The sequence below is a fragment of the Flavobacterium sp. NG2 genome (assembly GCF_034119845.1).
Classification (GTDB): domain Bacteria; phylum Bacteroidota; class Bacteroidia; order Flavobacteriales; family Flavobacteriaceae; genus Flavobacterium.
The window spans coordinates 3,498,002-3,516,194 of record NZ_CP139420.1 but is presented as its reverse complement, the minus strand read 5'-3'; the positions used below and the strand labels follow the sequence as shown (position 1 = coordinate 3,516,194).

At 35.0% G+C, this 18,193-nt stretch carries 11 protein-coding genes; all 11 read left to right on the top strand.

Annotated elements, in window-relative coordinates; all coding sequences use genetic code 11:
• Positions 1-40: 40 nt before the first annotated feature.
• The 11 genes from SLW70_RS14285 to SLW70_RS14235 all read left to right on the top strand — a co-directional run bounded on the left by SLW70_RS14285 (position 41) and on the right by SLW70_RS14235 (position 18,182).
• Positions 41-1,054, top strand: coding sequence for a zinc-binding alcohol dehydrogenase family protein (locus SLW70_RS14285; protein ID WP_320889286.1), 1,014 nt, complete (start codon positions 41-43; stop codon positions 1,052-1,054).
• Positions 1,055-1,065: 11 nt separating this feature from the next.
• Complete coding sequence (locus tag SLW70_RS14280) at positions 1,066-2,715, top strand: altronate dehydratase family protein (protein ID WP_320889285.1); 1,650 nt, start codon at positions 1,066-1,068, stop codon at positions 2,713-2,715.
• Between the two features lie 96 nt (positions 2,716-2,811).
• Positions 2,812-4,272 carry a tagaturonate reductase gene (locus tag SLW70_RS14275; protein ID WP_320889284.1) on the top strand — a complete coding sequence of 487 codons (1,461 nt, stop codon included), beginning with the start codon at positions 2,812-2,814 and terminating at the stop codon, positions 4,270-4,272.
• A 4-nt stretch (positions 4,273-4,276) separates the two neighbouring features.
• Complete coding sequence (locus SLW70_RS14270; RefSeq protein WP_320889283.1) at positions 4,277-5,104, top strand: amidohydrolase family protein; 828 nt, start codon at positions 4,277-4,279, stop codon at positions 5,102-5,104.
• A gap of 5 nt (positions 5,105-5,109) precedes the next feature.
• Positions 5,110-6,060: an aldo/keto reductase gene (locus SLW70_RS14265; RefSeq protein ID WP_320889281.1), complete on the top strand. Its 951-nt coding sequence runs from the start codon at positions 5,110-5,112 to the stop codon at positions 6,058-6,060.
• Between the two features lie 98 nt (positions 6,061-6,158).
• Entirely contained in the window at positions 6,159-7,481 is a 1,323-nt protein-coding gene (gene fucP, locus SLW70_RS14260) for an L-fucose:H+ symporter permease (protein ID WP_320889279.1), read from the top strand.
• A gap of 4 nt (positions 7,482-7,485) precedes the next feature.
• Complete coding sequence (locus tag SLW70_RS14255; RefSeq protein ID WP_320889278.1) at positions 7,486-7,830, top strand: L-rhamnose mutarotase; 345 nt, start codon at positions 7,486-7,488, stop codon at positions 7,828-7,830.
• A gap of 413 nt (positions 7,831-8,243) precedes the next feature.
• Entirely contained in the window at positions 8,244-11,333 is a 3,090-nt protein-coding gene (locus SLW70_RS14250) for a TonB-dependent receptor (protein ID WP_320889276.1), read from the top strand.
• 33 nt (positions 11,334-11,366) lie between these two features.
• Complete coding sequence (locus SLW70_RS14245) at positions 11,367-13,157, top strand: RagB/SusD family nutrient uptake outer membrane protein (protein WP_320889274.1); 1,791 nt, start codon at positions 11,367-11,369, stop codon at positions 13,155-13,157.
• A gap of 50 nt (positions 13,158-13,207) precedes the next feature.
• The gene (locus SLW70_RS14240) at positions 13,208-14,806 is read left to right on the top strand and encodes a hypothetical protein (RefSeq protein ID WP_320889272.1); all 1,599 of its coding nucleotides are present in this window, start codon (positions 13,208-13,210) and stop codon (positions 14,804-14,806) included.
• Positions 14,807-15,035: 229 nt separating this feature from the next.
• A complete protein-coding gene (locus SLW70_RS14235) occupies positions 15,036-18,182 on the top strand; it encodes a TonB-dependent receptor (protein WP_320889271.1) in 3,147 nt (1,048 codons plus the stop codon).
• Positions 18,183-18,193: the final 11 nt, after the last annotated feature.

The following is an 18,193-nucleotide window of genomic DNA, read 5'->3' as shown; positions in this document are numbered from 1 at the left end:
TCAAACGTTTGAATAAAATAATAATAAACAAAAAAATAAAATGAAATACATTGTTTGCGAAAAGCCAGGAGAATTTTTACTGAAAGAAAAAGAAGCTCCTATCAGAAAAGAAAACGAAGCTTTATTACAAATTAATAAGGTAGGAATTTGCGGAACCGATTTGCACGCCTATAGTGGCAATCAAGCTTTTTTTACCTATCCTAGAATTTTAGGACACGAATTGGCTTCAACTGTTTTAGAAATTGGGGATAACCCAAGAGGAATCAAAGCAGGTGATAAAGTAGTGGTGATGCCATATATCAGTTGTCAAGAATGTATTGCCTGTCGTAATGGAAAAACCAACTGTTGTACCAATATCAGAGTATTAGGAGTACATACTGATGGCGGCATGCAAGAACAAATTACGGTTCCTGCCAACATTTTATTACCAGCGAATCATTTGTCAAATGACCAAATGGCAATTGTAGAACCGCTTGCTATTGGTGCACATGCAGTACGTAGAGCTGGAATTGTTGCTGGTGAAACAGTAGCCGTTATTGGTTGTGGTCCTATTGGGATTGGGATTATGAAGTTAGCCCAAATTGCAGGTGCGAAAGTAATCGCTATCGATATGAATGAACAGCGTTTGGCCTACGCCAAAGAAAAAATTGGAGTTGATTATACGGTTATAGCAGGCGAAAATGCTGTTGAAGCAATCAAGGAAATTACCAATGGCGATCTATGTACAGCGGTTTTTGATGCTTCAGGACACAAAGGAGCTTTAGAATCGGCACCAAATTATATGTCACACGGTGGTCGTTTTGTACTAGTGGGCTTATCCAAAGGGGAATTGACTTATACACACCCTGCCATTCATGCCAAAGAAATGACTTTGATGTGCAGTCGTAATGCCACTACAGAGGATTTTGAACACGTAATCAATGTATTAGACCAATTCCCAACAGATTCTTTCATTACACATTCAGTGCCTTTTACGGACATGATTGCAAATTTTGATAGCTGGTTAAATCCTGCAACAGGTGTTATCAAAGCCACTGTCGAATTTAATTCTTAATATTTCTTATCATGTCAAAAACATTTGTACAAATACATCCCAAAGACAACATTATTGCTGCCTTAATTGATTTACCCAAAGGAACTATTATTCCGCATAACGGAGACGAAATCACTTTGGTACAAAACATCAAACAAAAACATAAATTCACCACCGTTGATTTAGCTGTGGGTGACGAAATTTATATGTATGGTGTGCTGATTGGAAAAGCGATGTTGCCTATTCAAAAAGGAGAAGCGATTACTATCGAAAATACCAAACACGCTTCGGCTGATTTTAATGATTCCAATGAAAAATTTGTTTGGAACGCTCCTGACACTTCAAAATTTGAAGGACGTACTTTCAACGGTTTTCATAGAGCAGACGGTAGCGTAGGCACAAGAAATTACTGGTTGGTGATTCCACTTACTTTTTGTGAAAACAGAAACATTGATGTACTCGAAGGGGCTTTAGCCGAAAAATTAGGATACGAAACAGTCAAAGATTTTGCTGTGGATACCGATGCTTTAATCCAACAATACAAAGCAGGTGCAAGTGCTGAAGAAATCCTAAACACTCCGATTATTTCCACCAAAGAGGAAATCGCTAAAAACCGACTTTTCCCGAATGTGGATGGCATCAAATTCTTGAAACACGATGGTGGTTGTGGTGGCATCCGTCAAGATTCTGAAGCACTTTGTAATTTGTTGGCAGGCTATATTACCAATCCAAATGTCGCTGGAGCAACCATCTTTAGTTTAGGGTGTCAAAATGCACAAATTCATATGCTCCAAAAAGCGATTGAAGACAGAGATCCAAACTGTAAAAAAACTATCCATTATTTAGAGCAACAAAAAAGTGCGAGCGAGCGTCAATTGATCGAAGAGGCTGTAAAACATACTTTTTTAGGATTAATTGAAGCCAATAAAATCGCTCGTCAACCAGCTCCTATCAGCAAAATTGTTTTGGGATTAGAATGTGGTGGCTCGGATGGATTTTCTGGTATTTCAGCCAATCCTTCTCTTGGCTATGCTTCTGATTTACTAGCCGCTATTGGAGGTTCACCCGTACTTTCGGAATTTCCTGAATTAAACGGTGTGGAACAAGACATCATCAACAGATGTAAAACAGAAGAAGATGCGAAAAAGTTCTCTCAATTGATGAGAGCCTATTCTGCTGCTGCCGTTGCCGTAGGATCCGGATTTGAAAACAACCCTTCGCCAGGAAACATCAAAGACGGTTTAATTACCGATGCTATGAAATCAGCAGGTGCTGCCAAAAAAGGAGGAACTTCACCAGTCGCTCAAGTATTAGATTATACCGAAAAAATAAGAAAACCAGGATTGAACTTGCTTTGTACGCCTGGAAATGATGTAGAAAGCACCACAGCCTTAGCGGGTTCTGGTTGTAATGTGGTGGTTTTTACCACTGGTTTAGGAACGCCTACAGGAAACCCTATTGCACCGGTTTTGAAATTGTCGAGCAATACCACTCTTTTTAACAAAATGAACGACATCATTGATATTAATGCGGGAACGGTCATCACAGGTGAAGACACCATTGAATCGATGGGCGAAAACATCTTAGAACACATCATCAGAGTGGCAAATGGCGAAATTTCGAAAGCCGAAATCAAAGGTCAAAACGATTTTATTCCTTGGAAAAGAGGGATTTCGCTTTAAAAAAGGCGCTAAGATACTGAGTTACTAAGGTTCTAAGAATTTTACAACTCAATATCTTAGTGACTCAGTCCCTTACAAACTTAGAACCTTAAGAAAATGCAAAAATTAAATAGAACAACAGCAAATAAAACCACTATAGCTCCAGAAAGAGTGATGCAATTTGGCGGTGGAAACTTTCTACGTGCTTTTACGGATTGGATGTTTGATGTTTTGAACAAAGAAACCAACTTCAACGGAAGTATTGTCATTATCAAACCTACTAAAAGAGGGGATTATGACGAATTAAAAGAACAAGAGGGTTTGTTTCACCTGGCTTTGGACGGAATCAGAAATGGTGAATTAGTTTCTACCGTTACCTTAGTCGAAAGCGTTAGCCGAGTGATTCAACCGTACACCCAATGGGAGGAATATTTAAAACTGGCTGAAAGTCCTGATTTGAGATTCATTGTATCCAATACAACGGAGTCTGGAATTAAATTTTCGGAAGCAGATGCTTTCAATGACAATCCACCTCATGAATTTCCAGCAAAATTGATTGTCTGGTTGCACCATCGTTTTCAATTTTTTAACGGAGATAAGTCCAAAGGTTGCATCATCATGCCTTGTGAACTGATTGAGCAAAACGGAGACGCTTTGCATGCTACACTTTTGCAATATGCTAAACATTTTAATTTATCAGAGGCTTTTATCGAATGGTTGAATAACTCCAACTATTTCTGTAATACTTTGGTGGACAGAATCGTTTCGGGTTATCCTACGGATCGTGCTGAAAGTATTTTGAACCAAATTGGTTATGAAGACCCTTTATTAGTTGCCGGTGAAGACTATCACAGTTGGGTGATTCAAGGGCCAGCAATTGTACAAACCGAATTGCCATTTGCAAAAACGAATTTGAATGTTCAGTTTGTAGATGATGCTCGTGCGTATCGCGAAATGAAAGTGCGCATCTTAAACGGAGCACATACTTCACTTGTTCCAGTGGCGTATTTGTCAGGATTACGCACGGTTAAAGAGTCGATGGATAATCCTTTGATACTGCAATTTGTAAACGAAGTTTTATCCGAAGAAATCACGAAAACCCTTCAGAATTTCCCTGAAAAAGAATTAAACTATTTTGTAAAGGCCGTTTTAGACCGATTCAAGAATCCTACGCTCAAGCATTTCTTGATTAGTATTTCGTTGAATAGTACGTCTAAATTCATGGCGCGTTTGTTTCCCGCTTTAAGCGAATATACCGTTGCTTATGATGAGTTGCCTAAACGAATTGTGTTTTCATTATCCTGTTTAATCCGTTTTTACAAAGGGGAATTTAATGGCGAAGCGATTGCGGTTAATGATGCCCAACCCACTTTGGATTTTTTCAAGGAAACTTGGAAACAAAAGGAGGCCGGTGAAATTACTACTACTGAATTAGTACAAACTATTCTTTCGAATACTACTATTTGGGGACAAAACCTAGATGCAATGGCAGGTTTATCTTTGGCTGTAGCCAAAAATATCGAAGCTATTGAGAACAACGGAATGGAGACTGAAATCAAAAATATTTTAGCAAAATAGCGCTATGGCAATAGATTCACACCAACATTTTTGGCAATACGAACCCAATAAACACGATTGGATTGACGACGAAATGGCTGTTATCCGTCGCGATTTTATGCCTGATGACCTAGCTATTGTATACCAAGAAAACGGAATTGATGGTTGCGTAGCTGTTCAAGCTGATCAGACTCTAGCCGAAACAGATTTTTTATTAGAACTCGCCACTAAGAATGATTTTATCAAAGGAATTGTAGGCTGGGTGGATTTAAGAGCTGCTAATATTGATGAAGTACTGGCTTTATACAGCCAATATCCCAAAATCAAAGGGTTTAGACATGTGGTACAAGGAGAACCAGATCACAACTTTTTATTGAGACCCAACTTTTTAAGAGGTATTGCCGCTTTGGAAAAATATAATTTCACTTATGATATTCTGATTTTTCCACACCAATTGGGTCCCGCTTTAGAATTAGTGAAAAGATTCCCCAATCAAAAATTTGTAATTGACCACATTGCGAAACCGTATATTAAAGATGGTTTTTACGAAGGTTGGGCAACGTTGATGTTAGCCATTGGTAAACAAAAAAATGTGTATTGCAAATTATCAGGCATGACTACTGAGGCGGATTATAAATCTTGGACACCTGAACAAATTCATCCCTATATGCAACTGGTACTAGAGGCATTTGGAATAGACCGAATTTTATTTGGTTCTGATTGGCCGGTATGTTTAGTAGCGGGAAATTATACCCAAACAAAAGAATTAGTAACTCAATTTATTGCGCCCCTTTCTGTTGAAGAGCAAAGTAAAATTATGGGACAAAACGCAATTAATTTTTATAACTTATAATAAAGATGACAAATACAAAACCCACATATATCACAGGCGATTACACAAAAAGTCCTTTTTTTAATAACGAAAGTCGTTTGGTTGTTGGCTGTTCAGGGCTTGGCGGCGTTTGGAGACCAATTGAAGAAAAAGTGGCTATTGACACACTATTGCATGCTTTAGAGGATGGAGTACGTGTTTTTGACACCGCACCTTCATATAATAAATCCCAATTTTTTTTAGGAAAAACACTAAAAGAATGGTCAGGTGAAAAACCTTTTATCAGTACCAAAGTCGGTCGTCTTCGTTCTGAAAAGGCTGATGATTGTATTGTAGATTATTCACCAGAAACGATGAAAAAAAGTCTTTACGAAAGTTTAGAAGTGTTAGGCTTAGACAAAATTGATTTGTTGTTTTTGCATGAACCGCATTTGGTTCCTGTTGAAAAAATGGATGAAATCATGGATTGTTTGCATTCTTTTCAAAAAGAAGGTATTGTAGGGCAATTAGGTGTTGGTGGAAACCCGACGACTCCTTTTTACCCGCATATGATTAAAGAGAATTTTGATGTGGTTTCAGGATTTTTAAAATTAGACGCTTGTAATATCACTGCTTTTGACAAAGATATTCCACAAATCAAAAGAGAAGGGATGGGGTATTATGCCGCTTCAGCTTTGCATATGGGATTATTAGGTAGAAGATTAGAAACCTATGCCGAAGAGCGTCCAAATAATGAATGGATAACCAATACAGATGTTGATGTTGCATTGAAAATAAATGAAATCGCTAAAAAACATGACATTCCATTATCACGATTAGCGCTTCGTTATGTTTTCTCAACCCAAGAAGCGGATAGAGTAGTTGTAGGTCCTACAACCAAAGACCAATTAATTGATTTATTAGATGCTTGGAAAGAAGGCAAGCTAGAAGAGTCTGTTTTTGACGAAATTACAAATACAATCATTTCAAACCGATAAACCATAAGTGTTACTATTAAAGACAATCCTTATATCGAAGAAGAAGAATCTTTAATAATTTGCACCTAAAAATTAACTAACCTTTAAAAATATTTGCAATGGCGCAAACAGCTAAAATCTCAGTAGTTCGTAAAGACCTACTTTTTCCTTTTGTTATCATCACTTCCTTATTTGCTTTATGGGGAATTGCTAATGATTTGACCAATCCAATGGTGTCAGCATTTAAAAAAGTAATGCCTGAATTGTCTAATATGCAGGCTTCATTAGTACAATTTGCATTTTATTTTGGCTATTTTTTCATGGCATTACCAGCAGCACTTTTCATTAGAAAGTACAGTTACAAGTCGGGAATAATAGTGGGTTTGCTTTTATACGCAACAGGGGCATTTTTATTTTATCCTGCTGCGGCTTATCAAGATTATACTTATTTTCTTCTTTCCTTATGGATTATCACTTGTGGACTGGCTTTTCTTGAAACCACATCCAATCCGTTAATTTTATTCTTAGGAGATCCCGAAACGGCTACCCAACGATTGAATTTAGCGCAAGCTTTCAACCCTATTGGTTCGCTATCAGGAATGATTATGGCACAAGTTTTTGTGATTAATGCCTTAAAGTCGGATGATTATTCAGAAGTAGCTTACAAAGCTTTGTCCTCAGATGAGGTAGCTGCGATTAGAGAAAATGACTTAAATGTTATCAGCGGTCCTTACATTGGATTAGGAGTTTTGGTTTTGATTATTTTAGGGATTATTATTTTTACTAAAATGCCTAAAACTGCCGAAGAGGACAAAATGTCTTTATCGGAGTCCTTTACCAAATTATTTGCTAATAAAAACTACAAATTAGGTGTGGTGGCACAAGCTTTTTATGTAGGGGCACAAATTATGTGTTGGACATTTATTTTCCAGTATGTAGATAACATTAACCAAACTTTCGGACTGGAATTGACTGCTACTTATTTTAATGTGGCTGCAATGATTGTTTTCTTAATAGGAAGATGGATTGGAACTGCCTTAATGAAAACCGTTAACCCTTCTAAAATTTTAATGTTTTTTGGTATTGGTGGAGTGGTTTGCTGTGCAGGAGCCATCCTTTTGCAAGGGATGCCAGGATTAATTTCATTGGTTGCTATTTCGGTATTTATGTCTATTATGTTCCCTACTATTTATGGAATTGCTTTAAAAAACATGGGAGAAGAAGCTAAAATTGGTTCGGCTGGTTTGGTGATGGCTATCGTTGGTGGTGCTTTGATGCCTGTATTACAAGGAAGTATTTTAGACTGGGGAGGACCTGGGTTTTCTGATGTGAAAATTTTAGGATTCATTCCTGAGGTTAATTTCTCCTTCATCTTGCCTTTAATCTGTTTGTCAGTTGTGGCGTTCTATGGTTATACTACTTTTCAACAATCAAAAAAATAAAAAAATGGGGATAACACGTCATTGTTTTTCATGTGATTTGAAAGACGATTCTAAATTAATAGCGGAGTATAAAGCCTACCATGCCGAGGGTAAAGCTTGGCCAGAAATAACTAAAAGTATTAAAGAAGCTGGAATTGTAGACATGCAAATCTACCTTACAGGAAATCGTATGTTTATGATTATGGAAGTAGATGAAACTTTTAATCCAGCTAAGAAAGCGGAGATGGATGCTACTAATCCTAAAGTGCAAGAATGGGAAAACTTAATGTGGAATTACCAACAAGAATTACCATGGGCAAAAGAAGGAGAAAAATGGATTCCTTTAGAAAAAGTTTTTCAATTAATTTAACATTTTAACTGTTAAAAAATACAAATGGCTATCTGTGAAGATAGCCATTTTTTGTTTTCTAGGTTTATTAAGTTCTAATCTTATAGCGGATACATGAACTAGATAAAAACTAGACAAATCTATTTATTTATTAAATTATTGGAGTTTTAAAATTAAATTTATGGCTGTTTTTTTTACGCCTAAACCCTTTGTAATGTTAGTGTTAATATTTTTTGTTGAGTTTTTTTTAAGTTGAAAACGAATGAGTTGATAGTGTTTAAGAATAATAGGACATTATCTTTAAATATAAATATTATATTCGCTAATAAATTATTTTATGTATACCATTTGTTGCATATTGAAAGACATATGTTTCGTCCGTTTTGCTAATAAAATCTAACCTTTGTTAAATAAATCAAAAAAACCGACTAATTATGAATTTAAAATTTCTCATTAATTCAAAGCTAAAAACTATCGTGATGATGGTATTACTGTTTTTTGGCTTTGGATTGATTCATGCACAAACAAACTTTGTAAAAGGAAAAGTACTTGATAACCAGGGAGCGCTACCAGGTGTTAGTGTACTGGTTAAAGGAACTACAACAGGAACCATCACTGATTTTGATGGAAATTATACCATTAAAGCAAAACCTACAGATGTATTAGTATTTTCTTATTTGGGTTATGAAAACACAGAAACCAAAATAGCGAATAGAAATACTATCAATATTATTTTAAAATCTAAGGTATCCTCATTAGATGAAGTAGTAATTGTGGGTTATGGTATTCAGAAAAAAACAGAAGTAACAGGAGCCGTAAGTCGTGTTAAAGAAGAGGATGTTGCTAAAACTGCTACAGCCGATTTAGGTTCAGCGCTTCAAGGATTGATAGCTGGTGTAAATGTAACATCTAGTTCAGGTGATCCAGGAGCTGAAGCTAATGTTCAAATACGTGGTTTGTCCTCTGTAACAGGTAATAACAGGCCGCTCTATGTTGTTGATGGAATTCCATATGAGAACAATCCAAATATCAGTATGAACGAAATTGAAACCATTGACGTCTTAAAAGATGGTGCTTCGGCAGCGATATATGGTACTCGTGGTTCAGCAGGGGTAATTTTAATTACAACCAAAAAGCCACAACCTGGAATCATGAAAATTAGAATGGATAGTTATTATGGTGTACAAAAAAATTACAGACACATACCTGTTCCAACAGTGGAAGAGAAATTATACATTCAATTTTTGAATAAGTATAATCAAAGTGGTACTGTGTTTGGAAATTCATGGACTACTATCGAGGCAAATCCAACGCAATTAACTAATAATAGTAATTTTTACGATGTAATCGAAAATGACTTAGCTCCAATTCAAAGTCACAACTTGAGTATTTCAGGAGGTAAAGACGGTTTGTCTTATAACATTAATGGAGGTTTCTTCGGTCAAGAAGGGTCTTTAATTAAATCTAATTATGAGCGTTACAACGTAAGAGCAAATACCCAATACAATAAAGGAAAATGGAAAATTGCTACAGGTATGTCGGCGAGAAATGAATATACACAGTACTCACCTTGGGGATTGATTCTAGATGCTGTAAGATATAATCCATACGCAACAGCTGTAACAGCTGATCAAACTTCAATAGAAAACACTGGTGGTGATAATACTGAAGCGACTCGTTTGTCATACTTAGGTTATAAATTACAAACCTCTGACAAAGCCTTTAGAGATTATTTTGACGGTAATATTAGTGCTGAGTACAGTTTTAATAAAAACTTTAAATATACTGCTCGTGGTGCTGTAAGTTATGATAACTCAACAAGATACACTATCAATCCTTCTTTTATTGCTTATGATACTAAAGGGGATTTGGTACCAAGTCAACAATCAAGAGTGAGAAATTCAAGCTCTAGAGCTACTAAACGAACATTAGAGCACATTTTAAATTACAACAAATCATTTGGTAAGCATAATTTAGGACTGACTGCTGTATATTCCGCAGAACGTTACCAATACAGTGAGTTTTTTGCAGAAAAATTTGACATTGTAGATAATGAAATCACGGTTTTAAATGGTGCTAACGGATTAGCCAATGCGGGTTCAGGAAACAATCAATGGACGCAAAACAGAGTTACCAAATTTATTGGTACTTTAGGTAGAGCACAATACAACTACAAAGGAAAATACCTATTGAGTTTGAGTGCTCGTCGTGATGGTTCGTCTAAATTCAACGAAGAACACTATAAATGGTTTCCTTCTGCCTCTATAGGTTGGAATGTTTCTGACGAAGATTTCTGGAAGCCATATAAGAGTACAGTATCTAATTTCAAAGCTAGAATGAGTAGAGGTACAACAGGTAACTCAGGTGTTGGAGATTATTCTTATAGTGCGGGTATTATTTTAAATAATGATTATGTTTTTGGAACAGGAACAACTAATCAAAATTTTGTCCAAGGTGCTACTCAAACTGATTTTCCTAATAAATTTGTAAAATGGGAAACATCGGTATCGACTAACTTAGGTTTTGATTTTGGTTTTTTCAAAAACAAATTAACCTTGACCTCTGATTTTTATGTTACAGAAAAGCAAGACATGTTGTTCCAAGTATTATTACCTCCTTCAGCTGGTGGAGGCTCAGGGGCTCAAGTAGTGTTAAACGTGGGGGATATGAGAAATACAGGTATCGAATATACATTAAACTACCGTACAGGTAAGAAATTTAAACATAATATTAATGTTAATTATACTCAAAATTCCAATACTATAACTAAAATGAGTGGAACCAACAAATTATTATATTTTGATGATAGTACGGTTTCAGGACACAGTAATGATCAAGATAAAGTATCAGCTTTGGCTGAGGGTTATATTGCAGGTGCTTTCTTTTTAATGAAAACGGATGGTGTTATTCAAAACGAAGCTGAATTATTAGATTATCAAAAAATAGAACCTACTGCTAAAATTGGTGATTTGCGTTATGTAGATACTGATGGTGATGGAAAAATCACAAATGATGACCGTAGATTTGCAGGAAGCGGAACTCCTGATTTTGAATTAGGGTTAAATTATTCGGCTGAATATAAAAACTTTGATTTCTCAATGCAATGGTATGGATCTTTTGGTGCTGAAATCATTAATGGTGGAAAAGCATTAGGGTACAAAGAATCAAATAACAAAGATTTAATTTACCAATGGACTCCACAAAATCCAACTTCTCAAGTTCCAGCAGATAGAGGGGCATTGCATAACAACTACAGAGGATGGTCAGACTATTGGCTAGAAGATGGAACATTTGTAAGGCTACGTAACGTATCATTAGGGTATACGGTACCAAAGAAAGTAATTGATAAATTGACCTTATCAAAACTACGTTTCTTTGTAACAGCTCAAAATCCTCTAAGGTTAACAAATTATACAGGATACGACCCTGAAGTAGGGAACAATGGTTTAAGCACAAGAGGAATAGATAAAGGAACTGTGCCCCAAAGTTCAAAAATTACAGCTGGTATGCAGTTAGAATTTTAATTAAGAAAACGAACCAACTTAAAAATGAAAAAAATGAAAAAATATATGTATGCCAAACTTTTAATAGCATTGGCAATAATCCTAACAGTAACTAGTTGCCAAAAAGACTGGTTGACTGAAACCAATCCAAACTTGATTTCAACAGATAATTTTTGGAGAGATACTAAAGATTTGCAAACTGGTTTAACAGCAGTATATAAAGCTTTTTCTTCTTCTCAAAACCATGCACTTATTCAAGAGCTAGCTCGTACTGATTTAGCTTGGGCAAATGGATTTCAGAGACCTAGTAACACGAATCCTTATTACTTGCAAATTTTTACCAATGCAGAAACACCTATTAATAATAAATGGGCTGCTAATTATACGACTATTTTTAGAGCCAATCAAGTGATTCTAGCTGCAGAAAAAATTATTCCTACTTTAACAGTAGCTGCGGATATAGAATTGGCTAATAAGATATTAGCCCAAGCACGTTTCTTAAGAGGTTTTCATTATTTTAATTTGTACCATTCATTTAACGAAGGGAAATTACCAATTTTTGAAGATGTTCCAGTTAATGAAGCTGATTTTTACAAACCACTTCAAACCGCTGAAACCGTTAAGAATTTCTTTTTAGCAGACTTGCAGTATGCGGTTAAAAATTTACCTCCAACTTGGACAGGAAAAGACAAAGGTAGAGTAACAGCAGGAGCTGCAGAGGCTTTGATTGGTCAAACTTATTTATATGAAAATAAATTTGATGTAGCAGCTCCTTATTTTAAAAGAGTTATTGAGAATTATGGATATAAGTTAATGCCTAATATTGGAAGTAATTTTACAACCATGGACGAATTAAATGATGAATCAATTCTTGAAATTTCATATGCAACTGGTTATACAGATAATTATAATAATTATGACTGGAGAGATGTAGCAAGTACTGCTGGATTGCAACTACAATTTACAGGGGTTTCAGGAACTTACTTTGGTGCTGTTGCTGCCAACTGGTTGATTAAAGAGTATCGTAATGATCCTATGGACACACAGGATGAGCGTAATTATACTATTGATAAAACAACTGGTAATAAGCGTCTTAGAAAATTCAGTCAAAGAACTTCTTGGTCTGTGGCACTTGTTGATGATATTGATATGCCTTATTACTTAAGAGCTGAAACTGGACAAGCGGCAAACTTCAATGTGAACATGACTTGTTTTTGGAGAAAACATACCAATTGGGATTTAACAAGAGGTGAAAATATTCTATCTCCTGGGAAGGTTCGTTCTGGTGTAAACGAGAGATTGATAAGATTAGGTGGTATTCATTTACAATATGCTGAATGTTTAATTGAAATGGGACAAATAGATGAAGCATTAGTTCAAATCAACAAAGTAAGAAGACGTTCTGGCTTGCAATTATTAGGGCTTGTGGGAACAGGAGAATTCCCTACTAATGACCATGACAATGTAAGTTATACTGCTGAAACCTTGAAAAAACATTTAAGATACAAAGAGTATCCATTGGAATTATCTGCTGAAGGTTACGGTTGTGAAAGAAACGTTGACTTGAGAAGATGGGGTGTAAAAAAACAACGTTTTCAAGAATTAGCTGCTCGTAGATATTATGCACAACATTTTGTTGTAAAAGATGAAATTACAGGAAACAATGTGACAAGATGGCAATCGATTGTGACAGAAGTTACTCCAACTGATCCATTAGCCAATCCGGCTTGGAATGAATTTCAAGAGGCAGCTAAAAATTATAATGAAGCTGCTCATGCATATTTCCCTCTACCAAACGGTGAGATCTTAACCAATCCTAGATTATACGAAAATATTGTAAATTAATCTTTCAAGGAGCGTATTAAAAACAAACTAGAATTTAAAATATAATTACGATGAAAAATAAATTAATCATAATCGGACTAGTATTATCTGGCATCTTTTTCGGGTGTCAGACTGAATACGAGGCGCCAAATTCATTAAGTGATGTTGGCTTTTATAATAGTGCTGGAACTATAAAAACGTTGAATGTTGCGTTAAACAAATACATGTCTTTCACTGATTTGTCACAAGGTGCAATTGAACATTCTTGGCAGATTGAAAAAGGGGTTAACTTTCTTCAAGGGCCTATTAAAGTGAAAGATACTACTTATACAGTAATTAAAAAAGGAGATACTATTACAAAAGACTTAACTGTCATCTTACAATTTAATAAAGCGGGATGGAGTAAAGTAAGACTTTACAATGTGTTTAAAGACTCTGTTACTTTTAGAGGAAATAATGCTAATGTAAACTACTTCAAGGGGTCTGTGAAAATTGCCGAAAATAGATGGGTAATTGATACTACTTTTATGGTAAAAGTATATGATACTATTTCTCCTAAATTTGAAGTGAAGCAAAATGATGTTACGCTCAATCTTAAAAATAAAGATACCATTTATGTGGAAGCAGGAGACAAATTACATTTTTCAGATCTAACAACTCAAGGTGAACCAACAGGTAGAGTATGGTCTATCAAGTCAGTGGCGGCACCAATAACTGTAGTCGCATCTAGTACTAGTGCAGAAGCCGACATTATTTTTAAAAAATTAGGTGTTTTTTCAGCTAGTCTAAATGTAACACGCTCTGGTCAAAATATTCCAAGTGCTTCAAAAACGGTTGCAATTAGTCGTCCTATAAAAGTAATTCCCTCAACTAAACCATTTGTTCTTTCGGGTACTATTAAAGAATTAGAAAATGAAACCATCCAGATTCCTTTTGCTGGAGAATTTGCAACTTTCTCAGATCCTAAAGCAAGTTTTACGGTAAAATTAAATGGTTCAACTGCTGCTATTGCATCTGTTACTTTGAACGCAACAGATAAAACATTTCTGGATCTTAAACTTACTCAAAAAATATATCGTCCTGATGTAATTACGATTTCATACAATGGAACGTCATTAAAATCAACAGATGATAGAGTATTACAGCCTTTTACTGATATTAAAGTGGCAATGCACGATGTTAATTTACTAGGTACTCCAGGTCTTGCAGGATTTGAAGATGGTGGTGTTGCTTGGAAAAAATATTCGTCAAGTGATGCACCTGCTGTTATATCTACTGAAAAGCCTTTTACAGGAAATTACAGTGCAAAATTATCATTAACTACAGGACTTAAAGAATCATCAGTTTCTACATTACCTGCTGGTGGAACTAATTTCCCAGCTATTGTGAATAAAACAGGAGCCAATTATGTGGTTACTTGGAAAATGTTCATTACTCCAGAATCGGATATCGTTGGGAAGAGTATGGGATTATTTTATATTCCTGCATGGGCACAATTATGGGTAAATTTAGCTGATAAGCCAAAAGGTGAATGGTTTACCGTGACGGGTGAAATACCTGCGAGCACATTAACTGGTTTATACTTACGTTTGTTGGATAATAATAAATTAACAAATGTGACTTTATATATCGATGATATGAAAATTGTCGAAAAAGAAGTTAGACCATAGTTAAAAATAATTTTAATTGCTACAAAGAGCTCGATATTCTATCGGGCTCTTTTTTTTGTGCAAAAAAAAAATTGAGTATGAATGAAAAAATGTGATATTATAGAAAATCTTAGTATAATTTTAACTTCTATTAACATTTTGTCCATTTGTTACATTTATAAAAACATATGTTACTAGTTATATATATCTTTTACGAAACCTTTGTATTCTAAATTTAAACAACCAAAGTATGAAATTCAAACTATTAATTAATTGGAAACTCAAAGTTCATTTAATAACACTTCTGTTATTATCCTGCTTTGATGTAACGCACGGGCAAACGGCACAAACAATAACAGGAAAAGTATCTGATGAAGGTGGAGTTTTACCTGGTGTAAGTGTACTTGTTAAAGGGACGACAACTGGAACCATAACAAATTTTGATGGTGTTTATCAAATAAAAGCTAAAGATACTGATGTCTTAGTTTTTAGTTTTTTAGGCTATGGAAAAAAAGAAATTAAAGTAGCAGGAAAAAAACAAATTAATGTTGTCTTGGATTCTGATGTAACTAATCTTAAAGACGTTGTCGTAATTGGTTATGGTACTCAGAAAAAGAAAGAAGTAACAGGCTCAGTAGGACAAATTCAGGCTGAGGATTTGATTAAGAACTCCACTTCTGATTTAGGACAGGCATTACAAGGGCAAATTACAGGAGTAAATGTAACAGCAAGTTCAGGAGAACCAGGAGCCGAATCTAATATTTCTATTAGAGGACTTAATTCGATTACAGGTTTTAATGGACCATTGTATATCGTAGATGGAATACCTCAAGATGGGAATCCTAATTTGAGTAATAACGAAATTGAAACTATTGATGTGTTAAAAGATGCCGCATCAGCAGCCATTTATGGAACTCGTGGTTCTGGAGGTGTTATTTTAATTACCACCAAAAAAGGAAAAGAAGGTAAAATGAAAATTAAATTAGATAGTTATTATGGAGTACAAAATATCTACTCTGAAATTCCTAAAGCTAATTTTGAAGAAGATTTGTATATCCGTTTAATGAAATTACAAACTTTAAACGGTACTACTTTTAATAATTCATTTACTCCATTAGAACAAAATGTTTCACAATTTACTAATGATACCGACTTGTCTAAAAGGTTATTAATAGACAATGCTCCTATTCAAAACCACTCTTTAAATGTTTCTGGAGGAGCAAAAGGAGCTACTTATAGTGTAGTAGGAACTTTTTTTAATCAAGAAGGATCAGTAATCAACTCGGGTTATGACCGTTTTAATATTAGAGCAAACTCACAATTAAGTAGCGGAAAGTGGACCGTAACCACCGGATTTGGAGCTAGAGTAGATAATAGACAGTTTTCAACGGGACAATTATTAACGAGTCTTTATACCTATCATCCTTATCAAGCCGATTTAATTCCAGGTGCTCCCGTAATTGAAGACGCAACACAACAAATATCAGATCAAAATACAACCACCACTCTAAATGCATATATCAATAGAAAGGACAACAATAAAGGGACCAACTTTACTGGAAATATGACTATTGATTTTGAATTAACAAAAAATTTAAAATTAACATCAAGAACAGGTATTGGATATACTAACAACAACAGAATTAGAATTAATCCAAGTTTTAAACTTTTTGATGTGGATGGGAATTCTATCCCTTCTCAAATACGTACTGGAGTTTATAATTACACCAGTAGTGCTAGTAATTACTCAATTGAAAACATCATTACTTACAAAAAATCATTTGGAAAACATAATTTCAATTTATTAGGGGTGTACTCAGCAGAGGAATATAAATTTCAATCTTTTTCAGCAGAGAAGTTTGATTTATTTAATAATGACGTTACTGTACTTGATGGCGCAATATCCGAAGACCGATTAATTAGTTCAGGAGCTAATGACAAGACTAACACATTGACTGGAGCATTAGCAAGATTGCAATACAATTACAAAGGGAAATACTTGTTAAGTTTAAGTGCAAGACGAGATGGCTCATCAAGATTTGGAAGTGCGAACAGATTTCAAACCTTTCCATCTGTGTCGATGGGATGGAATATCTCTGATGAAGACTTTTGGAAACCTTATAAGGATATAGCCAATAGTTTTAAAATGAGAGCGAGTTATGGTACCACAGGTAACCAAGGAATCGCTGATTACTCTTATGCTAATACTATTACACTTCAACAAGATTATGTTTTAGGAGGTGGTTCTTCAAATGTATTAGTAAATGGAGCGACACAAACGGGTTTTGGAAATCCTGATGTAAAATGGGAAACCTCTATTCAAAAAAATATTGGATTTGATCTTGCTTTTCTTAAGAACAGACTTACTTTGACCACAGACCTTTATGAAACCAATAAAAAAGACCTGCTTTTACCTGTACTTTTACCTAATTCTACAGGTGGAGCTGCAAACAATGGAGATAATGGAACTATCGTTCAAAACATTGGAGACATGAGGAATATTGGTATTGAGTATGCTTTAAATTATAAATCAAAAGGGAAAAACTTCAATTGGAACACTGCACTTACTTATTCTAGAAATCAAAACAGAATTACGAAGTTAAATGACGGAGTAACCATTTCTTATTTAGCAAATAGTGTTGTGGTACAAGGGGTACCTAATGAAGATTTAGTTTCGGCCATTGCATTAGGTCATGAAGCAGGTTCGTTTTTCTTAATTAAGACTAATGGAATTATAAAAACACAAGCAGAATTAGATGCTTACAATGCTGAATTCCCTGGTATTGGTGCAAATTTGGGAGATTTAAGATTAGTTGATAATCTCACAGTGGATACAAATGGAGATGGAATTCCAGACAAAGGCGATGGAGTTATCGATTCAAGAACGGATAGACAATATGCAGGAAGTGGAACACCAGATTTTGAATTAGGTTGGAACTTTAATGCTTATTATAAAAATTTCGATTTTTCAATGCAATGGTATGGATCCTTTGGTGCTGAAGTGATTAATGGTAGTAAAGCAGCTGGGTATAAATATGAAACCCATAAGGATTTAGTATTTGCTTGGAGCCCGCAAAACACAGATACTAATATCCCGACTAATAGAGGTCGTGATTATATCAACTTTAGAGGATATACTGATTATTGGTTAGAAGATGGCACATTTGCTAGATTGAAAAATATTGCAGTGGGCTATTCTTTACCTAAATCATTACTTAAAAAAATGACGGTATCAAAATTAAGAGTCTATCTTGCTGCTCAAAACATTATTACGTTGACCAAATATTCTGGATTTGACCCTGAAGTGGGGAATAATGGATTAAGTACAAGAGGTATCGACCGAGGAAATTATCCTATAACTTCTCAATTAAGAGCAGGTTTACAATTAGATTTTTAACTTATAAGTTA